At 68.1% G+C, this 18,843-nt stretch carries 16 protein-coding genes and 3 pseudogenes; 10 read left to right on the forward strand and 9 right to left on the reverse strand.

Annotation, left to right across the window (positions count from 1 at the left end; translation table 11 throughout):
- The first annotated feature begins 216 nt into the window (after nt 1–216).
- Nucleotides 217–884 (forward strand): annotated as a pseudogene (locus ABZ208_RS37590) (recombinase family protein).
- A 182-nt stretch (nt 885–1,066) separates the two neighbouring features.
- Here ABZ208_RS37590 and ABZ208_RS37595 read toward each other — a convergent pair.
- From ABZ208_RS37595 to ABZ208_RS37605, 3 genes are read right to left on the reverse strand one after another with little or no spacing between them, the layout of a single operon-like run.
- Nucleotides 1,067–2,170: a hypothetical protein gene (locus tag ABZ208_RS37595; RefSeq protein ID WP_356913952.1), complete on the reverse strand. Its 1,104-nt coding sequence runs from the start codon at nt 2,168–2,170 to the stop codon at nt 1,067–1,069.
- A complete protein-coding gene (locus tag ABZ208_RS37600) occupies nt 2,163–3,749 on the reverse strand; it encodes a hypothetical protein (RefSeq protein WP_356913953.1) in 1,587 nt (528 codons plus the stop codon). Before ABZ208_RS37600 ends, ABZ208_RS37595 begins: the two co-directional genes overlap by 8 nt.
- Nucleotides 3,746–6,775 (reverse strand): hypothetical protein, encoded by a 3,030-nt coding sequence (locus ABZ208_RS37605; RefSeq protein WP_356913954.1) that lies wholly within the window; start codon nt 6,773–6,775, stop codon nt 3,746–3,748. The genes ABZ208_RS37600 and ABZ208_RS37605 overlap by 4 nt, the downstream gene beginning before the upstream one ends.
- 360 nt (nt 6,776–7,135) lie before the next feature.
- Here ABZ208_RS37605 and ABZ208_RS37610 point away from each other — a divergent pair.
- The 4 genes and pseudogenes from ABZ208_RS37610 to ABZ208_RS37625 form a co-directional block, all read left to right on the forward strand.
- Nucleotides 7,136–7,318, forward strand: a pseudogene (locus ABZ208_RS37610) (recombinase family protein); the annotation flags it as partial.
- A 163-nt stretch (nt 7,319–7,481) separates the two neighbouring features.
- A complete protein-coding gene (locus tag ABZ208_RS37615) occupies nt 7,482–7,682 on the forward strand; it encodes a hypothetical protein (RefSeq protein WP_356913967.1) in 201 nt (66 codons plus the stop codon).
- An 887-nt stretch (nt 7,683–8,569) separates the two neighbouring features.
- Nucleotides 8,570–8,725 (forward strand): hypothetical protein, encoded by a 156-nt coding sequence (locus ABZ208_RS37620; protein WP_356913955.1) that lies wholly within the window; start codon nt 8,570–8,572, stop codon nt 8,723–8,725.
- A gap of 91 nt (nt 8,726–8,816) precedes the next feature.
- On the forward strand, nt 8,817–9,722 hold the full coding sequence (locus ABZ208_RS37625) for a helix-turn-helix transcriptional regulator (RefSeq protein WP_356913956.1): 906 nt from the start codon (nt 8,817–8,819) through the stop codon (nt 9,720–9,722).
- Between the two features lie 539 nt (nt 9,723–10,261).
- On the opposite strand, the gene ABZ208_RS37630 is transcribed toward ABZ208_RS37625, so the two are convergent.
- Nucleotides 10,262–10,735, reverse strand: a complete 474-nt coding sequence (locus tag ABZ208_RS37630) for a hypothetical protein (protein ID WP_356913957.1) — start codon at nt 10,733–10,735, stop codon at nt 10,262–10,264.
- A gap of 135 nt (nt 10,736–10,870) precedes the next feature.
- Here ABZ208_RS37630 and ABZ208_RS37635 point away from each other — a divergent pair.
- Nucleotides 10,871–11,495, forward strand: a pseudogene (locus ABZ208_RS37635) (Tn3 family transposase); the annotation flags it as partial.
- Between the two features lie 9 nt (nt 11,496–11,504).
- Here the strand turns inward: ABZ208_RS37635 and ABZ208_RS37640 are convergent.
- Entirely contained in the window at nt 11,505–11,801 is a 297-nt protein-coding gene (locus tag ABZ208_RS37640; protein ID WP_356913958.1) for an ArsR family transcriptional regulator, read from the reverse strand.
- Between the two features lie 22 nt (nt 11,802–11,823).
- Nucleotides 11,824–13,059: a SpoIIE family protein phosphatase gene (locus ABZ208_RS37645; protein WP_356913959.1), complete on the reverse strand. Its 1,236-nt coding sequence runs from the start codon at nt 13,057–13,059 to the stop codon at nt 11,824–11,826.
- Between the two features lie 490 nt (nt 13,060–13,549).
- Between ABZ208_RS37645 and ABZ208_RS37650 the strand changes: the two genes are divergently transcribed.
- A complete protein-coding gene (locus ABZ208_RS37650) occupies nt 13,550–14,236 on the forward strand; it encodes an HdeD family acid-resistance protein (protein ID WP_356913960.1) in 687 nt (228 codons plus the stop codon).
- Nucleotides 14,237–14,416: 180 nt separating this feature from the next.
- Complete coding sequence (locus ABZ208_RS37655) at nt 14,417–15,361, forward strand: diacylglycerol kinase family protein (protein ID WP_356913961.1); 945 nt, start codon at nt 14,417–14,419, stop codon at nt 15,359–15,361.
- Between the two features lie 93 nt (nt 15,362–15,454).
- On the opposite strand, the gene ABZ208_RS37660 is transcribed toward ABZ208_RS37655, so the two are convergent.
- Nucleotides 15,455–15,784, reverse strand: a complete 330-nt coding sequence (locus ABZ208_RS37660; protein WP_356913962.1) for a hypothetical protein — start codon at nt 15,782–15,784, stop codon at nt 15,455–15,457.
- Between the two features lie 423 nt (nt 15,785–16,207).
- Here ABZ208_RS37660 and ABZ208_RS37665 point away from each other — a divergent pair, with 423 nt between their 5' ends.
- Nucleotides 16,208–16,621 carry a hypothetical protein gene (locus tag ABZ208_RS37665; protein WP_356913963.1) on the forward strand — a complete coding sequence of 138 codons (414 nt, stop codon included), beginning with the start codon at nt 16,208–16,210 and terminating at the stop codon, nt 16,619–16,621.
- On the opposite strand, the gene ABZ208_RS37670 is transcribed toward ABZ208_RS37665, so the two are convergent.
- On the reverse strand, nt 16,618–16,953 hold the full coding sequence (locus tag ABZ208_RS37670; protein ID WP_356913964.1) for a DUF6233 domain-containing protein: 336 nt from the start codon (nt 16,951–16,953) through the stop codon (nt 16,618–16,620). The genes ABZ208_RS37665 and ABZ208_RS37670 overlap by 4 nt on opposite strands.
- Nucleotides 16,950–17,162, reverse strand: coding sequence for a winged helix DNA-binding protein (locus ABZ208_RS37675; RefSeq protein WP_356913965.1), 213 nt, complete (start codon nt 17,160–17,162; stop codon nt 16,950–16,952). The genes ABZ208_RS37670 and ABZ208_RS37675 overlap by 4 nt, the downstream gene beginning before the upstream one ends.
- Before the next feature lie 51 nt (nt 17,163–17,213).
- Between ABZ208_RS37675 and ABZ208_RS37680 the strand changes: the two genes are divergently transcribed.
- A complete protein-coding gene (locus ABZ208_RS37680; RefSeq protein WP_356913966.1) occupies nt 17,214–17,456 on the forward strand; it encodes a hypothetical protein in 243 nt (80 codons plus the stop codon).
- Nucleotides 17,457–18,843: the final 1,387 nt, after the last annotated feature.

Below are 18,843 nucleotides of genomic sequence, written 5' to 3' on the forward strand. Positions count from 1 at the left end.
CCATCGTCCGCGCAAGACCCATGGCTACCGCACTCCGGCAGAGGTCTACGCTGACCTCCTGAACAGCGGTGATGCGCTGACCGCTTGAGCTCGCCTTCGTTTTCTGAAGATCGCCCCGGAGGGGTGCCCAGACCACGCAGAGCCTTCAATAACCCCTTCAAAAACCTGGACCATTCAACAACCCCAGGCCACCGTTTTCTGACATGATCCGGGGCCATGACCGCCCTCGAACCGGCCGACGGGCCGGACCTCCTCGTCGCCGAGCCACTCGTCCGCACCGAGATCAAGATCGGATACGCGCGGGTCTCGACCGGCGGACAGAAACTCGAACGGCAGCTCGACGCGCTCACCGCCGCCGGATGCCGGAAGATCTTCGCGGACAAGAAGTCCGGCAAGAACGCGCTCCGACCGGAGCTGAAGGCGTGCCACGCTTTCCTCGACCCGGGCGACACCCTCGTGGTCCCCTCGCTCGACCGCTACGGCCGCAGCCTCCAGGACCTCATCAACATGGTCGCCGAACTCCGCGACCGTGGGATCGGCTTCACCTCGCTCCACGAGAACCTGGACACCACCACCCCGGCGGCAGGCTCATCTTCCACGTCTTCGCCGCCCTGGCGGAGTTCATCCGCGAGCTCATCGTCATCGGCACCAACGAGGGCCTGGCCGCCGCCCGCGCCCGCGGCCGGGTCGGAGGGCGCCCCAGCGTTGCCACCGAGGAAGTCATCCGTGCCGCCCGCGACCTACTGCCCGACCCGGGCCGCTCCATCACCTCGATCGCCAAGCTCCTCGGCGTCTCCCCGGGCACTCTCTACAACCACATCCCCGACCTGCGCGAACTGCGCGCCGGCACAGTCCCTCGTCAGCTCGAAGCCCGTACGAGGTAGGCGAACCCCAGCAAGATCGTTCCCACCGGGATTTCCTGTACGCCAACTACTCACACCCGGAGGCGGGCGGGGTAGCCGCGTTGTCGGCGGCGCACGAAGCGGTCTCAGCCCATTTGGGCAACAACTACCTGCCGCTGGTGGAGCGGTTCTACCGCTCCTCGCGGCCCGGCACCGCGCCGTGCTCAGTGGCCGAGGAGAAGGGCCGTCAGGTCGGTGAACAGGCCGGAGCGGATGTTCATCTCGATTAGGATGCCGCGTACCGTGCCGCCCCGGGCCACGAACGGGGTGACCTGGGGGCGTTCGCCGCCGAGCAGGGTCTCCAGGTCGGCGGCGTAGACGGGCGCAGGCTTCGGCACGTCGACCGGCAGGTCGTTGAAGTGGGTGACCGCGTACCGGTTGAGGTTTGGGACGCCCTGCTGTGCCGAGAAGACCACCTGATTCGCGAAGAAGCTGTGGTCGACACCGCCCACCTTGAACAGCAGCTTGGCGTCGCCCTGGGTGAGCCGGCCGGGATCCTCGCTCATCTGCTTGGCGAGCTTGTTGATCGCCCAGCGGAACTTGTATTGCCCGAGCGCCGTGAGGCTCAGATGGCTGGCCCGTCTACTCTGCCGCGGCAGGTAGAACGACACGGTCATGCTGTCGACGAACGGGCGAGGGCTGCCGCCGGGCACGCGGACCTTGATGTCCGTGGCGAACAGAGGGTCCTGGAACCGGCCGCCGGACGGCAGGACGAGCGCCGAGCCGGTCGTGTCCACCAAGGTCTCGGTACGGGTGGCAAGCCGCTGAGCGCTTAGACCCCAGGTGTTCTTGGCGAGGTTCTGCAACGTGTCGCGCTCTGCACGGGACCAGGCGAGCACGTCAGCGCGCAGGTTCGGGTCGGCTTCGACCCTCCAGTGGAACCATTCGCCGTTCATGTTCGAGCGATAGCCGCGTAGCGCTCGGATGAATTCCGCGAACGTGGTGGCGCGGAAGCCGAAGTTGCCGACGTACTGGAGCATGCGGTCGGCGAGCACGCCCGGGCCGGACATGCCGAACAGCGACGACTTCTGCCCATACCGGGTGAGCAAGATTTCCACCTGCTGCTCTAGGTTCGGGAAGAGCTTGCGCAGGTCGGTGAGCCGCTCGGCGCCCCGAGGCACGGATCGGACCAGGGTGAACAGCTGCAGGTGGGGCGGCGGCACGGTGAGGACCTTCGGCGCGACCGGGCGCAGGTGCGGCGGCTGCGCCTCGACCCCAGCGGTCAGCGCCTTGGCCTTCGGCGCGGACGGGTCGAACCGGCTAGCCACGGGTCGCCTCCTGGTAGAGCGTGCGCACGTCGTTGAAGTACGCGTGCGCCTTCAGCAGAATTCCGAACGCCCTGATCTGCGCGGCCGGCAACAGCGCAAGCTGGGTGGCTGCCTCGACCGACAGGCTGCCGCGATAGGCGGTCAGCTCGGCCACCGCCGTCCCGACCGCGACGAGCGACTCGTGGTCGGCCGCGTTCAGCTCCGGCAGCCGGGTCTTGACCGCCTCGTCGAGCGCGTTGAGTTGCTCGCCGAGGCTGTAGATGGTGAATGCCAGCAGCGACAGGTCGGCGATCAGCGCCAGCGGTGCGAGCGGCGGCGCGGCCAGGGCGAGCAGTGAAAGGCAGGCCGAGGCGACGCTGAGGGCACGCTGCTGTGACGCCCGGCGGCGGGTGCGGTTCTCGGTCTCCTCGCCGAGAAGCAGCAGCCAGTGGTGCAGCACGCTGTGGTCGAAGCTGCCTGGTGCCACCGCTCCGGAGGACATGAGCTGGAGCAGCGTGCCGGGGTGCAGCATGGCGGCGTACCCGGGGTCGTCGTCGATCCGGCCCCGGGCCGTTTCGATCAGGCCGAGTTGCATGCCGCGCGGCCCGTCGAGGTAGAGGTTCTCGATGATGGACACGTGTTTGTCCGGGTCCGCGTCGCGCAGGCCGGCCAGGTCGGCGCGGATGCGGGAGCGGCCGGGCACGGTCGCCCGGCCCAACGCGTCGACGTCCTGACCGAGCTTGATGAGCAGTGCGCCGAGCGCGTCCTCGATCTCTGCCGGCCCGGCGCTGGCGGCCAGGCCGGGCAGGATCAGAAGGGCGAACGGGGTGGCCTGGTAGGCCTGCTGCTGGGCGAGCGCGAACGCGCGCGCGGCGTCGGCGCGCTCCTGCATGCCGGCGGTGGACTGGTCATCCAGTAGGCGGGCCATCTGCTCGCGGGCGCGCAGCGCGGGGGAGACCGTGCGATGGATCAGGTCGGCGCGGTCGCGGTTGTCCAGCCGGTAGCGATCGGGATCCTTGACGGTTACCACCGGGCCGTCGTCGTCGATGGCGATGCCATGTCGCTCGCCCTCGACCAGCGTCACCTTCAGGTCACCGAGCAAGGCGGCGCTGATCTGCCGGTTCACCTTGCCGAGCTGGTCGAAGAGGGGCTGCGCCGCTAGTTGCTCGATGCGGATCAGGCTCTCCCGGACGACCAGATTCAGGCAGTTGCGGGTGAAGACGAAGAACCGGCGGGCCGAGGAGAGGGTGGGGGCGCGGTCGCGGGTCCCGCGCACTTGGAGAGCCCTGGCGACCTCAGCCACGCCGTCCGGACCGTAGAAGAGGTAGAGGTCGAAGAGCGACGTGTAGAGCTGGTCGTCAATGGCAAGCGGGACCTCTGTGCCGTCCAGGGTGAGCGTCACCTCGGGGAAGGGCGTGCCGGAGGTGGCCGTCAGGACGTCCAGTTCCTCACGGTATTGCGCCAGGCGGTCCGCGTACGCCCGATGCAACGCCGTGAGCAGGGCTGACATCGCGTCGGCGGCCTGCTCGGCCAGCTGCTGTTGCGCTGAACGCACGTCGGTCAGCGACGGCGCCGCGTCGATCCGGTAGACGACGGTCACGGCTTCGGCTGCGACACGGACGGCAGGGGGGTGGTGCTGTGGTCGAGGTAGATCAGCGACGTGGGCAGGGTGAACTCCCACGCATCGCCCTCCGGTACGCCGCCGTGCACGTCGTCGGTCTGGCGGCGCATCTCCTCGTGCAGCGGGATGAACAGGGGGTCGCCGATGACTGGCGAGCGCCCGCCGTCCCACGGCTTGCCGTCGCAGAGGTAGTGCAGGACAGCATCGTCGTAGGCCGGCGTGACCGCGAGGAGCACCCGCGCGTATCCCGCCTGGAGGAACTGGGTGAACGCTGGGTCGACGTCATCGCCGCGGTTCATCAGGTCGACCCAGCGCTGCGGCACCGCGTGGAAGTAGGGGTAGCAGAGGTAGGACAGCTGCGGCCACTCGAAGGCCTGCTCGAGGAACTGCACGTGGCGGCCCTTTTCCCGGGCGACGTCGAGCCGGGCCACCGGGATCTCGGTCCTGGCCTTCAATGGTTCGAACCGAGCCTCGATCGTGGTCGGCTTGCCCGGCGGCTTCTCGGTGACCATGAACCGGTGATATTCCGAATCGACCTGGCGGACGCCCAGCGGGTCGCGGAACGAGTTCCGGTCGTCCGCCGGGTCGGCGGTCAGCTCGCGCGTGATCATCGCGAGCACCTGCCGCTTCAGCTCGCGCTCCATCAGCTGCCGGTTCACCGCCTCGGATCGGCTGCGCAGCAGGTCGTTGACCGCCAAGGCGCGCAGTTCGTCGCGGCGCGCCGCGTAGGTGGCCAGGTCGCTCTGGTAGCTCTGCTCCCGCTGCCGGTTGGTCTCGTCGACCTTGCGGGTCTCCAGGTCGAAGACCCGGCGCCGAACGTTGCGGCGCCACTCGTTGCCAGCCTCGTCGGACAGTTCGAGATCGGCCTGCACGCTGAGGTCGAAGTCCTCGATGTCCCAGAAGCCGAACGTCAGCGTCACGTCGTCGGAGGCGAATGGATGCGCGGCGACCACCTCGATGTCGCCGGTCACGTTGGCGGGGTAGTTGCCGAAGCCCACATACCACCGCTCGGCGTTGTTCTCGACCCGCTGGTGCAGCACCTGGCCGTTGACCCGCACCTCGAAGGTATTTATGTCCGCCAGGTTGCCGTCGGAGTCGGTGGGCAGGCCCTGCCGGCCCCAGAAGTACAGGTACCCCTCGATGCGCAGCCGGGTGATCCGATAGCCCTTGAGGCCGCCGCGGCACACGAAGGTGCGGCTCTGCCACCGGGACTCGTCGAGGTTCTTCTCGGCGAACTGCGCCTGGCCTGTGGACGTGTCCACGAAGTCGATCGACCGCTTGAACACGGGCGGCTGCAAGTCGCTCAGATCGTAACGCCGGCTCAGATCGGCGTACGCGTCGTCGACGCCCTCGAGCGTGAGGTTCGCGATGTCGTCGGGCAGGGTGGCCATGTCCGGCGCCTGGGGGACCCGGGGCAGCTCGACGGTCGCCTCGAGGGCCCGCATCCGGGACTCGACCAGGAACGCCGCCGGCTCGGGCACAAGGAACTCGAACATCATCCGCTTACCGTAGTTGTACACCTGGGCGCGGTAGCGCTTGTCGAGCCAGCGGTAGATGCCGCTGATGTGCTTGGACCCCTTCACGTTGCTAAAGCCGTGGGTGTTGGTCTCTTCGGTCTCGAACAGCTTCGTCGTGGTGCGCTGCTGGCTGACCCGGGTCTCGATCCGGCTGACCGCCTTCTCCACCACCTCGCGGGCGAAGTTCGACGAGATCTTCACCTGGTCGGTCTGCGAGCGGCCGTACGCGAACCCGCCGTTGGCCGACGTGACGATCGTGTAGCCGCCCGGGTTGTTGTACGTGACGTTCAAGCCGAGCGACGCGTTCACGTTCAGGTCGGTCTTGACGAGGTTTTCCGTCTCGCGCTTCAGCTCGTACCGATCGGTGGTCTGGCTGTCCTGCTGGGTCTCACCGACCTGCTCGCTCGACGAGGTGAACACGTCCTCGGTCTTCTCCAAGTGGCGGTGCACCTTGGTGCGGGTCTCGCCGATCAGCACGTTCTCCACGTGCGCAATCTCGCCGACCTCGTAGTTGATCAACCACTGCTTGACCACCTTGAGGTCGCCCACCCCGATGTGCCGGATCGGGTTGAACGGCTTGCGGAAGCCGTGAAGCCGGGCGAAGAGCGGGTGCACCACGGGGATCGCCCGCATGTAGTCCGCCAGGTCGGTGACTGTGCGGATCAGAGGGAACCGCGGCGGCAGCGGCGCCTTGCGCCACAACCGCAGCTCCTGGTAGTCGAGCCGGATCGCGCGGAACATCGCGTCCTCGGCTGGCAACAAGCCCTTGCCGTCCACCGCCTTCGCCAGCAGCTCGTCGACCGCGAGCGCTTCCAGCGTGTGCAGCAGCTGCAGCCCGCGCAGGATCTCGTCGAAGTTGACCGGCGCCCACCGGCGCAGCACGTACAGCCGGTAGAGCGCGTCGAACAGCGCGGCCTTCGCTGTATCGAGCCAGGACGCGGTGGTGCCGTCGCCGGTGAAGATCGTGTTGTAGAGCGGCGCGTCGTCGCGGATGGCGCGCAGCTCGTTCATCAGCACCGGGATCGCGGCCTCGTCGTCCGACGCCAGGGCCCGCTCCACGGCCCGCATCATGTCGCCGAAAAACGGCGGCAGGGAGCCGGCCGGCAGGTCGGCGAGGCGGTCGGGCACCATGTAGTGGGTCTCGTCGCGCTGGAAGGTCTGGCGGTCGACCATCAGCGACAGCGGGCGGAGCTCCTCCGGGCCAGTGTCGCCGCACGGCGTCGTGACCTTGGTCAGGTCGCCAGTCAGCCGGTCAAGGATGTGATCGGAGTCGGTGCCCGGTGCCGGGACGTCGTCGGTGCAGAAGACGAGCTGGTAGATCAGCTTGCCGATGTCCGACGTGGACGCCGCCGAGAACAGATCCCGGTCGACGCGGCCGGTGCTGCGCAGCACATCGTCGCGAATGAGGTTCTGCCGAGCGGCATCGGTCGCCGGCAGCTCCGGAGCCCGCAGCACCATGAACCGTAAGACATTAGCCTGCTCCGCCATTTCGCCCCTCCCGTCGAAAATGGCTGGCCCCCGCTCAGCTCGATCACCATGCCCTGGTGGTCCAGGCTGTCGTCATCGTCGGCCATGCCGGTAACGCTACGATACGGGCCGATCGCTCAGTGATCATGAGAAATCGTCTACTCGCAGTTGAAGTCCTGTTCGCCTCCGAGGTCGCCGCAATGCTCGAGGGCGTGCTGCGGCACTGCACCGAGATGGTCGTCGACCGGCAGTACACCGACACCCGCAGTGTCGCGATCGTCGGGTTCGCCTTCGCCCACATGCTCGACTTCAAGCTGATGCTGAGGCGAAGAACATCGGTTCCTCCCGGCTGTACCCGCCAGCCGCCGGGGAGGACGACAACTGGCCCATGCTGGCGCCGGTGCTGTCCACCGGCACCATCGACGACAAGAAGTCGGCAAGAACGCGGAGCGCGAGGGGCTGTGGAAGTGCCTCGACTTCCTCCGGCCCGGCGACACCTTGGTGGTGCCCTCCCTCGATCGGCTCGGCCGCTCGATCCAAGACCTGATCTCGATCGTCTCCGGCGGCGCTTTGCGCGAATCAAGCAGCGGTCCGGAGGTCGAGTTCTGCTGTCGTGCCGTCTGGCCAGTCACCCTTTCTGGGCCGAGATGGGCCGGTCGCCGGCCGCCCGGGCGGAGCTGCGGAACCGCGCCCGCGCGTCCCGCTGGAAGGAGGCGGCGTGAACGAGATGACCGAGACCCAGCGGCGGGTCCTGGCCTGTGTCCGCGAGTGGATCGCGGAGAACGGTGAGGGACCCACGGTGCGGGAGATCGGCCGGGGCGTGGGGCTGTCGAGCCCGTCGTCGGTGGCATATCAGCTCAGAAGGCTGCAGCAGCTGGGGGCGATCAGCCGTGATGGCCGGGGCTGGCGCTCCATCCGTCTCCGCTGACAGTGACGTCCTGACTGACCGGCCCGCGCGGTCGTCCGCCGGGCGCTGCAGGGGCACCGTCGGCATGGCGAGAAGAGCCGAAGCAATCCCGGGACCCGGCGATATGTGTCCAACTCGGGGGAAACGGACTATAAAGGGCGCGAAACTGGGAAAGCCCGGCCCTATGGCGAGCCGGGCTCCGCGGGGTGGGTTTCTCTGAATGTTCCCCCCAGATCGGGGCTTTCGCCCCGCGGCTGCCAGGCCTCGCGCCAACGCGCCCAGCGGCCGAAACAAACGGATTCGTCCGCGCTAGCAGACGAGTCCCTCCATGAGTTGTTGCCCATATGCATGGGACCCCAACCAGGAACATTAAGGGTTGTTTCCCTTGCGGTGTCAAATCTTCCGGCTTTTTCCGGACGGCGTCGGACGAGGCAGGGTGCCTGACCTGGGATGATGGTTGTTTCTTTGTTTCCCTGAAGTGATGAGGGCGTCACATTCGGATGGATCCGGAAAGCGGGAAACAAATAAGCGTCCAGCCGCCTCCGGGGGTCTCCGGCGGGCGGGTTGAAACTAGAAGTAAAGCCATGGGCAAAGGTTCAATGTCTAAGGAAACAGGGTCGGTTGTGACGCGGTTACGCGCTGGCTTATCGTGGTCGAAATCGGAACCTACGAATGTGTGATCCCGGTCAACGCCAACGGGTCGTGATCACTGCTCTCTTTCGAGGGATGCCGGGCTAGACAGTTCGACGTGAAGGAAAAGCCGTGATGAATCGCTTCCTGCCCTCCGCCATCGACACCGCCGCCGCTCAGGCCGGCCCCTCCGGTGTCGCGCCATCCCCCAGGTCACCGCGTGCGAGCTGCCTGCCGCCCGAGATGGGGGACAGCTCGTCCTCCCGACCCGCCTGGTGGTGCTGATCGTCGTGATCGTCTGTTTCGTCGGCGGCTTCGCCGCGCTCCTGCGCGCCGGGTACACGCCCACGGACACCGTCAGCGTCCTCTACCTTGCCGGCGGTGCCGCGGTCGATGTCGCGCGCCGTGCCGTCGGTCTGGTCCGCCGCCGCTGACGGGCGATCTCACCTCGATCCACAAGTGGAAATGCCGGCCCGGTGGGGTCGGCATTTCCCGTACCCGGCGCCGAGAACTCGGGAGGACGCAATGGGGCGCCCCGAAAAAACGATCACTTCTTACGAAAGCGCGGCCGGCGGCTTCTGCTGCCTGATGCGCGGCGCGCGCGAGCGGGCGGGTAACCCGCACTACCGGGCCATGAGCGCGGAGTGCGGCGTGTCGTTCTCGACCCTGTCCAAGGCCGCCAGCGGCGACCGCGTACCGACCTGGCCGGTCACCGCGGCCTACATATCCAGCCTCAACGCCCTGTCCACCGCCGAGGTCAAGGAGGACCTTGACGACCGGTTCGAGCGCTGGAAGAAGGTCAAGGAGCGTGAGGACACCGAACACCTCGCCCCGCTGCGCCGGCGCCGTGCGCGCCACGCCCGGCCGAGCGAGCCGTCCATCGTGCCGCTCGCCACCGACCCCTCGAAGGCCGTCACGCCGGAGGACTTCGTCCGCCAGCTGAAGATCCTGCAGGCCTGGTCCGGCCTGTCGTTGGTACAGCTGTCCCGCCGTACCCGGAACTTGCTGCCGACCAGCACCATCAGCGACACCCTGCGCCGGAACACGCTGCCCAAGTGGTCGTTCGTCGAAGCGTTCATCCTGGCCTGCGGCGGGCGTAAGGCGGACGTGGCGGCCTGGCAGAACACCTGGCGCCTGATAAAGATCAACAAACCGCTGGAGGATGCCCCCACGCCGGTCGCCGGTGTGCGTCTGGTCGAGCAGGCGATGAACCTCGACAGCGACGAGGCCGTCGAGCAGGTCGCCCAGGCCGTCAAGCATCTCCGGCGTTCTCCTTCCATCCCGCTCCAGCAGCCCGCCTGCTTGCGCAAGGCCGTCGAGGACAAGGAGTTCACCGTCGACGAGCTGCTCACGACGTCCTTCGCCTCCCTGCGTGACGCCAGCGAGCTCACCGGGTACGCCGAGTACGTCCACGGCGAGAGATCCCGCTGACGTCCAGGGCCTGCAGGGGCGAGGCCATCGGGTCCCGCCCCTGCAGTTCGGCTGGCCGAGCGTCGCCCAGGGCGCCAGCGGCCAGTCCACAGCAGTGAGCCGCGGCCGAGCTCCAGGCCGTGCGCCCCACGTGATCAAGGCCCTCGGAACCACGACATTTCCCGAAGCCTTGCTCTGCGCGTGCACTGCCACATTCAACGAGCAGGACAGCGCAGGGTCACCAGTCCCGCCTCTGGACTGACACGGGGCCACAAAAGTGGGCAAGCCGCCGCGGTTCCGCGAAGACGTGTCGTGGACGGCGCCGCAGTCGCGCCCCTCCAGAGCCCGGTGTGCCCGTGCTGCCGCCTGTTGGTCGGCCCGAGCCTTCCGGATGGCGGCGCTGCGCTGATGGATCTCCTCGGCGCGCTGCTCGGGGGTGAGCCGGGAGCGGAGAGCCGCCTCGTCCCGCAGTCCGCTGGCGCACTTCGTCTCGCACGCTGCTGTCCGGCGCTCTTCTGCAGCGCCATAGGGGCCCCGGGCCGTATTCGGCGAACTACGTGTCAGTTCTCGTCCTGGAACGCAGGGAGCTCCTGCAGGGCGCCGGGCCGTTCGTCGATGCCCCGCTGGGCATACCAGGCCAGGGACCAGCGCAGGATGACACCGCGGCGAAGACGCCACTGGTCGCAGAGCTGGGACAGGACGTCGTCGCAGAAGTCCTCACGGAGCAGGCGGAGCGTCTCGTCCTCCCGGTCGGAGAGGAAGTGAATGCCGCATTCCAAGGGGTCGCCGAGGTCGAGGGCGTCGGCGAGGATCGCGGCGGCGGCGTTGCTGGTGCCGGTGCCGTCGTAGCCCCAGCCGAAGCCGCTGCCGCCCGGCTCTGCCAGCTCACGGAGCACCGTCAGGGTCTCGCGCTGGGTGGGGCCGAACTCGGGTGTCTCGACGAGGATCCGGGTGGGCTGCCACTCCTCGTCGTCGCCCCTTCCGGTCTTCGGCCCGTCCTGGATGCCGTGGTACGTGCAGTCCTCGTACGCCATGCCGTTCCCTCCCGTTGATCGTTTCGGGGTCGTCTCAGACTGCCGCACCCCGCGGTGCAGCGACAGGGCGCGACCAGCCAGCACGCGGCGGGAAGGGTTCGAGCGGGCGCTCCCCATCGGTTGCTGGACACAGGCGCCTTCGTGCACCTGGGGGACGGCACCACCCGCATGAAGGGCCTGCACACGTCGCTGGTGGCGCTGCTGGTGTCGGAGGCGTGCAACATCGGGATGACGCCGGTGGTCAACCCCGGCATCGAGGCCCTGACCCGTTCCCGGCTGGTCCACGTCGACCAGTACTACCTGCGTAGCGACACGATCGCCGCGGCGAACGCGAAGCTGATCGCCGCCCAGGCCGAGGTGCCGATCGTGCGGTACTGGGGCGACGGTCTGCTGGCGTCGGTGGACGGGCTGCGGTTCGTCGTCCCGGTCCGACGTGTGCCACGGCAAGCGCAGCACCATCTACCAGGCGTACCGGGACGGCATGGAGGACCAGCTCGGCTCGCTCGGCCTGGTCCTGAACGCCGTGGTGCTCTGGACCACCCGTTACATCGACGCCGCCGTCGCGGCGCTGCGGGCCGAGGGCCACGAGATCCGCGACGAGGACATCGCCCGGCTCTCTCCGCTGAAGCACAAGAACCTCAACGTGCTGGGCCGCTACAGCTTCACCGCCGCCGTCCCTGCCGACGGCACCCTGCGCCCGCTGCGCGACCCCGACGCACCCCGCCTCGATGAGGACGACGACGGCGGCGAGCAGGAGTGAGGAGCGCTTTCAGCGCTCGCCGTCGCGTGGGGTGATCAGGTCCAGCAGGCCCCGCACGGGCAGGTGCGCTTCTGCGGGATGGCGGAGCCTGCCGTCCAGGCGGAGGGTGTACCGCGTGCGCCGTCCGTGCCGTGCGCGGCTGAGATAGCCGGCCTGTTCGAGGTCCACGACGATGCCCTGCACAGTGCGTTCGGTGATGTGGCAGGCCGCGGCGATGTCGCGGAGGCGGGCGGCGGGATCGCGTGCGACGGCCAGCGGCATGCGGGCGTGGTTGGTGCGGAAGCTCCACCCTGACTGCTGGTCCACGCTGCCTGGCCCTCCAACCGCCTTATAGGCGGATGATGACGAGAGCGATGTCGTCGGGGGCGCCATCAGCGACGTCGAGGCGGTCCAGGAGTGCGTCGGCCAGCAGGTCAGGGGGGAGGGTTTGGTCCTGGGCCAGGGCTGTGGTCAGGCGTTCCAGGCCGGTGTCGATGTCCTCGCCGCGGCGCTCGATGAGGCCGTCGGTGTACAGCACGAGGGTGTCTCCCGGTGCGTAGGCGAGGCCGGCCTGGGGGCGGGGAACGTGGTGCTCGCGTGTGCCCAGTGGCGGATCGGTGGCCTTGTCCAGCAGTTCGCAGGGCCCGTGGGAGTGGCACAGGATCGGCGGTGGGTGTCCGGCGTTGCTGTAGATGATCAGCTTGCTGCGGGTGTCGATGAGTACCTTGACCGCGGTTGCGGCCATCGCGCCGTCCACGCAGCGGGCATACAGGCCGAGGACTTCCAGGGCCTGGGCGGGGCTGGGGATGGCGCGGGTGACGGCGCTCAAGGCGCTGCGGAGCATGCCCATGACGGCTGCGGCGTGCAGGCCGTGGCCGACGACGTCTCCGACGGCCACGGCGTAGCGGTCGGGTGGGAGGTCGACGACGTCGTACCAGTCGCCGCAGACATTCAGTGACTCAGTCGCCGGCAGGTAGCGCACGGCGATGTTGCTGTGCCGGTCCAGGTCGGGGACGGAGAGCATGGCTTCCTGCAGGGTGACGGCGACCTGCTGTTCGCGGGCGTGGGCCTGACGCAGTTCCTGGTTCAGCCGGTCCAGCTCGCGGGCCCGCGCGTAGAGCTCGGCTGCCATGCCCTTCGCCCGCTCGGTCAACTCCTCGCTGAGCTGACGTTCCCGGGGTGAGTGGACGAAGGCCGTGACGTCCTCTACGTGTTGGATGATCCACTTCACTTTGCCGTCAGCTCCGGAAAGCGGGGTGTGGATCACGGACCACCATCGCTCCTCGAACCCGCCCGGCTGGTCGGGGCGCGGAATGTCGTACCGCTGCAGCACCACGGTTTCCGGCTGCCCGGTGTCCAGAAGCCGGTGCAGGGACGCTTTCAGGTTCCGTTCTGCGTCGTCGTGGATGCCGGGATTTTCCGGCAGGGCGTCGAAGAAGTATTTCCCGATCAACTCGTTTTTGGTCAGCCCGGTGTTCCTCAGGCATGCCGGGTTGACATAGCGGATCACCAGGTCCGTGTCCAGTACCAGGTACGGGCTTGGTGTGGCGTCGAAGAACGCCGTGAAGTCGATATCCGCTGTCATCACGCGCTCTCCGTTGCTTGCGAGCGCGACTGCCTGCCCTGTCAATCTACGAGCGATCCAGTGTCCGTGCTCGCCCGCTTTCGTTCGTTGGCATCGTGCACCTGACCGAGACCCGAAGGCGCTGCCGAAGCTGTGCGAGCCTGGACGATGCACGCCCATCGCGGTGCCGTGCCGTACCGCTTGAGGTCCCCGCATGCCCGCCGGCCCCGCCCGGGCTCGTACCGCACGGGCGAGATGAGCATCAGGATGCCGACCGGAAGTGTCTCCGCGCGGATCGTCGGCGAGCCTCCGGGGGGCGAGGAGCCCCGGCATTGTGGGCATCGCGAGCAACGCACGGAGATCGCGCGATGCGGCATCGTCCCGGTCGACGGCAGCGGCACAGCAGGTATCACTTGGCCATCTCCGTCCTCGCCAGGCGACAGGGGGCCGGGCGGGGTGACGATGGAGGGGAACCGATCAGCCCCCTCTGTTCTCGGAAGGATGAGCTGGTATGACATCTCCCTCCGATTCCCCATCAGGCACCGGCACTGCGCCCCAGCACGGCGCCGAGCCACCAGACGCCTCCCTCGGCGAAAGCCTGGCAGGCTTGGCGAACATGGGCTGGCAGATCCTTCTCACCACGGGCCTGGCTGCCATCGCCTTCGGCGTCGTGGTCCTTGCCTGGCCGGAGGAGACGCTGCGGGTCGTCGGCGTGCTCTTCGGTATCTATCTGCTGGTCATCGGTGTCTTCCAGCTGGCCGCCGCCTTCGGCACGCACATCCCCGGACATCTTCGGGCGCTGCATTTCCTCACGGGCGCGCTGTCCGTCCTGCTCGGGCTGATCTGCTTCCGCGGCACCCTGCAGTCGATCCTGCTGCTCGCCCTGTGGATCGGCTTCAGCTGGCTGCTGCGCGGGACCATGGTCACGGCCACGGCCGCCTCGGCCCCGAACACGCCGGCGCGAGGCTGGATGCTCTTCACCGGGATCATCGGCATGCTGGCGGGCGTCGTGCTGATCGTCTCGCCGTTCACCTCGATCGGCGCGCTCACCCTGGCGGCGGGCGTCATGGCCATCGTCCTCGGCGTGATCGAGGTGTTCCACGCCATCAGGATGCGCATCGAAGTCGGCCGTCTCGCTCCTGGGACCACTGCCACGCGGCGGCCTGCATTCCGCTCCCACCCGCACCCTCAGCACTGATCGCGGCGAGACTCCGGCCGCCTCGCTGCCGCAGACAGCATCTGCCCGGCTGCCCGCAGCGCACGGACGCGCCGCCAACCGGCGCTGCTCAGTACCGCCGCCACGCCGTCAGGAGGCAGCGATGTCCTACGTCAACCGGTTGGCCGCAGGCCGCCCTGAACGGCGAGAGCGGGTGCGGTGATGGCCGGCGCTCAGACGCGTGCCCGGGTGGTGATCGTGACGAACCCGCGCTCGGGCGGCGGCAAGACTGCTCGTTACGGCCTGGTGCAGCGGGCCGAGGACATGGGCGCCCAGGTCTGGACGACCAGCGCGGAAGGGGACGCGGCGTCGCTCGCGAGGAACGCCGTCCAGGAGGGGGCGCAGGTGTTGGGGGCGGTGGGCGGCGACGGCACCGTGTCGGCTGTCGCCGCGGTGGCAGCCGACGAGGGCCGGCCGCTGGTCGTGGTCCCGGCGGGCACCCGCAACCACTTCGCCCGGGACCTCGGCCTCGACGTCCGCGATCCGGGGCGGGCGCTGGACGCCCTGGTTGACGGTGAGCCCGTACAGGTCGACCTGGGGGTGCTCGGCTCGCGTGTCTTCGTCAACAACGTCTCTTTCGGCATGTACGCCGACGCGCTGCTGGAGCCCGGGTACCGGGAGGACAAGCCTCGCGCATTTGCCACGGTGGCGCCCGACTATCTCAAGGGTGAGCAGTGGGTCGAGGCCCGCGTGGACACCCCCTGGGGGACCGTCGAGTTCCCACAGGTGGTGCTGATCTCCAACAACCCTTACCACCTGGCCACACCGCGCTGGCTGGGGCGTCGCTTTTCACTCACCACGGGACAGCTGGGCGCCATTGTCCTCAAGCGCCCGGCGCAGACGCCCCCGGATCTTCTGCGGCACCTGCGCAGCGAGCTGCGACAGCACCAGCGCGGTGCCGCCGGCCCGCCGAACGAAGGGGTTGTCGTCTGGTCGGCTCCCGGCATCACGCTGCATGGTGACGTGCGGCAGCTGGACGCAGGCATCGACGGTGAAACGGTGCGGCTTCCTCTCCCCGTCCTGTGCGGAATCCGGCCGGGTGCCTTGCGGGTGCTGCTGCCGAAGGACCGGCCAGGGATCCCGCCGGAGCGCGCGGTGCGCCACTGAGAGATCCGTGCCACGCAACACAACTGGGTGGCCTACTCCGGTCCCCGTCCGATCCCCCTCATACGAAGCGGGCCGGCGATGCCGTCGGGCGCGCTATCCAGTTGCCTTCTCGTCAGCCTCCATGCGGGCCAGCCGGGCATCGAGGACCGTGTACTCGGCCTCTTCGATGGCGGCCAACGCGAATTCGACTGCGGCGACAGCATCCGCCTCCGCCCGGTCGGCCTCGCGGGCCGCACGAGCCACGTTGTGCTCCTGCTTGCGGGTCTCGATGTCTCTGCTCACCTTGGCCGTATGGTCGCGCCAGTTCTGCTGCATCTCGACCCACCACTGCGAGACCTTCGCTTCGGCACCGCGCGCCGACTCTTGGAGTTTGGCGGCTTGGGCCTGGGCGTCTTCGCGCGCCCTTTCAACCTCGGCCTGCAACTGCTCACGGTCCTGGGCTACGGCCTGGGAGACGTGATGAAGCGGGCGGTGTGGTACTTCGTCGCGGTCTTCCCGCCGCGGGTGCGGCACGGACTTCCGGCCGGGACTTCACACTTCGGATAATCGTTTCGTTCTACCGCGTTTGCGGCTTGATCGGGCGTCAGTTTCCCCGTCGGGCCTGCGGCGGCCGAGGAGGACGGCTTCCTTCACCTGGAGGTGGAAGGGGTGCACCTGGCCCGGCTCATCCAGCGCACCCACGTCGCCCGCTTCACCGTGCACTGGCAGCCGCGGTGAACTGGGCGACACTGTGGTCCGCACCTCCCACGACGACAACCGCATTGCCAGGAACCGTCTCGGCGTGCTGAAGCGCTCGCACCTGGCATGTTCGCGTGGCACGGCAGGGAGCGCCTCGGCCTCCTTCGCGTGCAGGACGACGTCATCGTCCTGCACGCGATGCGCTGGCCTGACGAAATCCGCTCCGCCGGTGAGCTGGCTCCGCCCGACGTCGAGCTGACCGAGCAGGAGATCGAGGGCGCGATCGCGCTCATGGATTCGATGACCGAGGAGACGCTGCCGGAGTACACGGACCACTACCGGGAGGCGCTGGCGTCCGTGATCGATGCGAAGGCACAGGGCGAGAAGCTGCCCGCCCCGGCAGGAGCGCCCACGCCGTCCGGGCAGGTTGTTGACCTGATGGCCGCCCTCAACGAGTCCGTGGCCAAGGCGCGCGAGGCCCGCGGCGAGGACGCGACGGTGCACGACATGCCGAAGAAGAAGGCGCCGACCAAGAAGAAGGCAACGAAGAAGACCACGACCAAGAAGCGAGCGGCGTCCTAGTCGAGCAGACCGAGGCCGGTGTCCGGCCGGCAGTGCGAGCACGCCTCCACGCCGTCGGCGAGAGCCTTCAGCGCCTGACTGCGTCCGATGGTGTGCACCCGCTTCCCGGCAGTGTGGCAGCCGCCCACATGCACAGCCAGCGGCGGCGCGCCCTGCCCGATGCCGCGCTCCAGCACCCAGTCCGGGACGAGCGCCGGGAGATCCGAGCCCCGGCGGACGGCGGCCTGCTGGTCCAGGTACGCGATCTGCGCCCGCACGCGGTCGAGGGTGAGGGCCAGGTAGATCTCCAGTACGCGCAGGCGCTCCCGGTCCGGGGGGAGATCCTCGCTCATCTCACGTGGCAGTCGCGCCAGCGGCGGCCGGACCGAGCGATCAGGCCCTGTTCCTCGAGGCGACCGAGCTGGTAGGCGACCGACGAGGACGACGACAGGCCGACGAGCTGACCGATCCGCCGGATGCTGGGTCCTTCTCCGGTGGCGACGATCTCCTCGCGGATGCACCGCAGGATGCGCTCCTGCCGCTCGGTCAGGTGATCCGTCACTCCGACCACCTCTCTTCCTCATCGCGGGGCGCTCACCACCGATAAAAACACATGTTCGATTTTTGGAGCGACCCTGCCGCACTGGGGTCATGTCCGAGCCCGACCCGCAGCGCTATCTCCTACCACCTCACCCTCACCATCGACGGCCAGCCCACGATGCACGGCTGGTGGGAAGACCGGGCAGTCGCGGACCGAAAATTCCTCAGCTGGATCGGCGACTACGGCAGCACCGCCAGCGCCCGCATCACCCTCACCGACCAGCCATCCGGCCAGAAGCTCGCCACCTGGCCGTAGCCCCGCCGTCGGTGCCGCCCGACCGGGCGCCGCCGCAGTCAGAACCCGACGGGCACACGCGCATCCAGCGGGGTGACACAAGCCGAGCCACACACATGGGGCCGGACGTCCCTCTGATACACACAGCGGGTGTGGATCATGTTTGTCTCATGCCTGCTACTCATCACCGCCGGATGCGGCTACTTCATCACCATCGGCCTGCTCCACCGCTGACCGGTACATCAAGACGGCACGCTCCTGCGGGCTGACCTCAGCCCCAACTTCGCGCCCGAGGCTCGCTCCGGGAGATGTGTACTCGGCCGATATGTGCGCGGTTCACCGTCTCGTTGGTCATCGCGGCCGGCCTCACATGAACGAGACGCGGGCGACGACGGCCAGGAGCTCGCCAGTCCGCCGGGGGACGCGGTTTCGATCTGGCTGATCTTGGACTCGGCGCCGGCCAGGCTGACGCGGAGCCCTTCGATCTCGCCGAGTCAGCCTTCCCTTTCCGCCTCGGCGATGCGGTCAACGAGGTTGTCCCGGATTTCCACCAGCCGGCCGCGCTGAGCGGGATCGGGGCGAAGTAGAGAACAGCGGACGTTATCTCGGGTGCAGATCCAAGCGTCAGGCATGTGAGGCAAGTGCCCCTCGGGCACACATGCCTGACGGATATCTGCGGGTTGTTCAGGCAAGTTCGGCCTTGGGGGCCAGCGGTGCAGATGGCGGCGCTAAGTACTTGATCTTGGTCGTCGAGTGCAGGCGATCGTTTCCCGGATGCTGCGGAGCGGAGGGTTGCGACGTTGACGCTCATCGTGTCCATCAGGTCACCCTGGTCTCTGGACGGTCAATGCCTGGCCCTACTGCGCGGTGCTTGTGCCCTGGCCTGCGGGCCGTTAACCCGGGCAGTGACGGCTTTGCTCCTCTTGCGTCGCTGTTCGGGGTCGATTACCTCCCTGTCGAACGCGTGAAAATCTATGCTGGCCGGAGTAGACATTGGGTGGTGGTGTGGTTATGGTTTCTCTCGTAGCCCAGAGAGACAGCAGGGCCTGGCAGAGACGAACTGCCGGGCAGCAGTACCCGCAGTTGCAGTTCGCAGGACGGTGCGGTGGTGGAGTTTCGAAGCCAGGGTTGTTGCAGGACGGCGACGGGACTGACGGCCGGACCGGGTGGCCCGCAGTGATCAGGGGCCGCCGTGAGCGGTACCGCAGTTAACGCAAGTGCAGTACCCGTAAGTGCAGTGCGCAGTACCCAGCAGTGAAGTCAGTGAGCAGCACCTCGGTAAAGGCGTCGGCTGCAGGCGCGCGTACCGGGAAGTTCGGCAGTGGGGTTCTAAGCCAGAGCAGACGCAGGACGGGCGACGGGGCTGGCTGCCGAAGAGTGGCGCTGTCGCAGGCCACTGAGCAGTTCG

It is taken from the genome of Streptomyces sp. NPDC006208, assembly GCF_040613775.1.
Taxonomy (GTDB): Bacteria; Actinomycetota; Actinomycetes; order Streptomycetales; family Streptomycetaceae; genus Streptomyces.